We start from the raw sequence: 3,363 nt of genomic DNA, 5'->3' as shown, positions 1-3,363 counted from the left end.
GCACCGTGGCCAACAACGAGATGGCGACCGTCAGCGCCCGGCCCTTCAACGCAGCCGAGACGCTGCGCTACGCAGGCAGCCTGGGTGACCCTTCACGCATGGCGGCCAACTTTGCCGGGGTAAGCGGGGCGAACGACGCCCGTAACGATATCATTGTACGGGGCAACTCGCCTGCCTCACTGCTTTGGCGGCTCGAAGGCGTCAACATCCCCAACCCCAACCACTTTGGGGCGCTGGGTACCTCGGGTGGCCCGGTGTCGATGCTGAACACTAACGTGCTGGCGAAATCGGACTTTCTAACGGGTGCTTTTCCGGGGGAATACGCCAACGCGCTGGGTTCGGTCTTCGACCTGCGGCTGCGGAAAGGCAACGATGAGAAGCGCGAGTTCCTGGGCCAAATGGGCTTCAACGGTCTGGAACTGGGTGCCGAAGGGCCATATTCCAAGAAATCGAAGGCTTCGTACCTGGTCAATTACCGTTACTCGTTTTTTGGCTTGCTGAAAAATATCGGCTTCGAGTTGGCCGGAACGCCCAATTACCAGGATTTTACCTTCAAAACCGACATTCCCGTGGGCAAACGGGGAACGTTGACGGCCTGGACGTTGAATGGCAAAAGCAACATCACTTTCCTGGGTAGCGATGTGGACACCGATCAGCCCGATTCCTACGGCGACGAAAACAACAATACCAAAGTAAGGTACGCCACCCACATCGGTGCTGTTTCTTACGAACAGCGTTTTTCCAACCGCACCTTCGGCAAGCTCACCCTGTCGGGTTCTTACACCAAGCAGTACTTCAACGGCGACACGGTGCTTTATAAAAAAGACTCAGCCAAGGAAATGGATCGGGAGATTGCGACGGGCCAATCGGAGTTCGCACAGCAGAAATGGTCGGCCAACGCTTCGCTGACGCACAAGTTCAGCGCCAAAGACAAGTTTTCGGCGGGCATCATTTCGGATTTGCTCAGCTACGACCTGCGCGACGATGTGCTGTATCCGGTGACTTTCACCAGCCGGGATGTCACGGGCCAAACGCTACTCACGCAGCTTTACGCCCAGCACAAGCACCGCTTCGACGAACGTTTGACACTAAACGCCGGACTGAGTTTCCTGCACTTGGCCTTGAACAACTCGACGGCCCTCGAACCGCGCCTCGGCGTTAGTTATCAGGTGGGAAAATCCGGCTCGCTGAATGCTGCCTACGGGCTGCACAGCACCATGCAGCCTATTCTGACCTATTTTTACCAAAACCGCCAGCCCGATGGCAACTATAAACTGACGAATAAAAACCTGGGCTTCACCCGCAGCCACCATGCGGTGTTGGGTTACGACCGGATGCTGACCTCCAGCTTGCGGCTGAAAGTGGAAGCCTACCACCAGTGGCTTTTCAATGCCCCCGTGGATCGTACGCCCAGCTATTTCTCGATGCTGACCACGGGTACCGACTTCGGACCCACCGACCGGGGTGACCTCGTCAATGATGGGACGGGCCGGAACTACGGTCTGGAACTGACGCTGGAAAAGTTTTTCTCTAACAATTATTATTTCCTCGCCACGGCCTCGCTCTTCGAGTCGAAGTACAAGGGCAGCGACGGTATCGAGCGCAACACGCCTTTCAATAACCGTTATGTGTTTAACCTGCTGGCGGGGCGCGAGTTCCGGCTGGGTCGCCGGGACAATGTGCTGAGCGTCAACTGGAAGTTGACGAACGCTGGCGGCCGATTCGTGACGCCGATCGACTTTTCTGCTTCCGCCGAGCGTGGTCAGCAGATGAACGACTATGACCGGGCGTTTTCCAGCCAGCAAATGCCCTACTTCCGAACCGATCTAAAAATAGGCTATAAAATTAACCGCCGCCGCCTGACCCACGAAATAGCGCTGGATTTGCAAAATCTGACCAACAGCCAGAATGTCTTTCAGCAAGCCTACAACCCCCGCACCAATACTGTCGGCACCGCCTACCAGCAAGGTTTTCTGCCGCTGCCGTTTTATCGGCTGACCTTTTGAAATTTCAAAGTTTCATACGACAAACGCCAGGCGGCGCTGGCCAACTCCATGCGGGTCTCCGGTTAAGGATGGACGGCCATTGCTACGGCGCTGAATGGGGCTGGGTTTCGCACCCGGCGAGGCAGGGAGTTCCCGCCAGTGCAAGTGCAGTGCGTGGAGGCGTTTTTTATTGAATAATTTGCCATTGAACCGCTGGCGACTTGTCTGATCTCAACCTGTCAACTTATCTCGGTAGCACACGATTGCTAAATTACTGGAATAGGCAAAAAAAAAGCACCACACAAATTGGAAATGCTTGATAAACGGAGTAGCTGGCCCCATCGGGGAATTTTGCTCAATTAAACTGCGAAACAGTGAACTTTCGGCCGATCCAATGCGCAAAGCATTTTTCTGCAATTCAAGTGTCGGAATCGAGGATTCGATCATCCATTCCGACGATTCATCGGGAAAGGCTTTCCTGTTTAGGTATAACTACCCAATTTTGGATCATTAATGTACTTAAAAATGGAACCACCATCATGACCAAACACACCAGAACAGCTTGCGGAATCGTACTCATAACCGTGCCTGCGATCGAATATGGAGGCTATTTTCTGCTCGAAATTTTGAGCGGCAGTATCCCTGATTTGGTGCTCACCGAGTTTCAAAAGTCGATGTTTCGGGCCGGGCATGCCCACGCGGGTGTCTTGGTTATTCTTTCCCTGGTAGCCATTATTCTGAGCTATCACGCGAGGCTGGCAGGTTTTTGGAAGTGGATGGTATTGGTCGGCTTCCCTTCGTCGGCGGTCTTGGTAAGTGGGGGTTTCTTTGCCGCCGCAATCGGTACGGGAGCAACTCAGCCCAACCACTTGATCTTCATTCTTTTCATAGGTGTGTTTGTACTCACTGCCGCCCTCTTGACCTTGGGAATCGGGCTGATCAAAAAATGAGCCAAAAATGAAAATAAGTGCCGGAAGGATTTTGGTAATTTTCGGGGTCATTCATACTATTTTCGCCAGTATTGTATTTAGCGATTTTCTGGTAGCCATGATCGAAAATGGCCTCGTGAACGCCGTAAAGGACGAGCCAAGTTCTAATTTTGCCGTTCACTGGTTCATGCTCTCAGGCTATTTCTGGATGATTACCGGTTACCTCATACACTATATCACCGATACGCTACGTAGCCCGCTACCCCGCTTCCTCGGCTTTTTCATTCTAATTTTCGGCGCTGTCGCCGTGGTACTCCAACCCATCAGCGGGGCATGGGTGTTCGTTCCATTTGGGCTTTATCTGGTTTATAAACAAAAAAGTTCGGGAGGATAACTTCGATTCTGTCTCCCTAAGTCTGCCAGCAAAAGCACAGCCTCCTGCTATGACC

3 protein-coding genes are annotated in these 3,363 nt (G+C 53.0%); all 3 read left to right on the top strand.

Annotation, left to right across the window (positions count from 1 at the left end; translation table 11 throughout):
- Positions 1 to 2,006: TonB-dependent receptor plug domain-containing protein (locus ACEW8P_RS14475; protein ID WP_373513791.1), on the top strand; the 2,006-nt coding region annotated here is incomplete at its 5' end.
- Between the two features lie 518 nt (positions 2,007 to 2,524).
- Entirely contained in the window at positions 2,525 to 2,935 is a 411-nt protein-coding gene (locus tag ACEW8P_RS14470) for a hypothetical protein (protein ID WP_373513790.1), read from the top strand.
- Positions 2,936 to 2,942: 7 nt separating this feature from the next.
- The gene (locus ACEW8P_RS14465) at positions 2,943 to 3,308 is read left to right on the top strand and encodes a DUF6463 family protein (protein WP_373513789.1); all 366 of its coding nucleotides are present in this window, start codon (positions 2,943 to 2,945) and stop codon (positions 3,306 to 3,308) included.
- Positions 3,309 to 3,363 lie beyond the last annotated feature (55 nt).

The organism is Persicitalea sp. (assembly GCF_041751555.1).
In the GTDB taxonomy this organism is placed as follows: domain Bacteria; phylum Bacteroidota; class Bacteroidia; order Cytophagales; family Spirosomataceae; genus Persicitalea.
The sequence above is the reverse complement of the archived record's forward strand: the minus strand, read 5'-3'. Positions and strand labels throughout refer to the sequence as shown.